1 pseudogene is annotated in these 310 nt (G+C 69.0%); it reads right to left on the reverse strand.

Features of this window, described 5'->3' with window-relative positions:
• Window positions 1-310: pseudogene (locus tag HB681_RS37835) on the reverse strand (hypothetical protein); the annotation flags it as partial.

A 310-nucleotide genomic window follows, 5' to 3' on the forward strand; every position in this document is an offset into this window, starting at 1 on the left:
GCGAGGCGCGGCGTCTCCTCGCGCAGCCACCGCCGCACCTCGATCAGATACAGGCTGAACACGAGCGAGGCCACCTCGCCCGGGGGAGCATCCCGCGCGACTTCGCCACTCAGCTGCGCGGCGCGCACCATCTCTTCGATGTGACCCAGCGTCACGGGTGTGCGTGCATAGAAGCGGTTTGCCTCATCGCCCAAGGCAGGGCCGGGCGCCAAAAACTCGGCCGTCTCGCGCAGCGCCGGCCGAGCCAGGCGTGGCTCGCTGGCCCAGTAGCGATAGCGCAGCTTGAAGTAAGCCAGCAGCCGCTCGAGCA

Source organism: Variovorax sp. dw_954 (assembly GCF_018449755.1).
Classification (GTDB): Bacteria; Pseudomonadota; Gammaproteobacteria; order Burkholderiales; family Burkholderiaceae_C; genus Variovorax.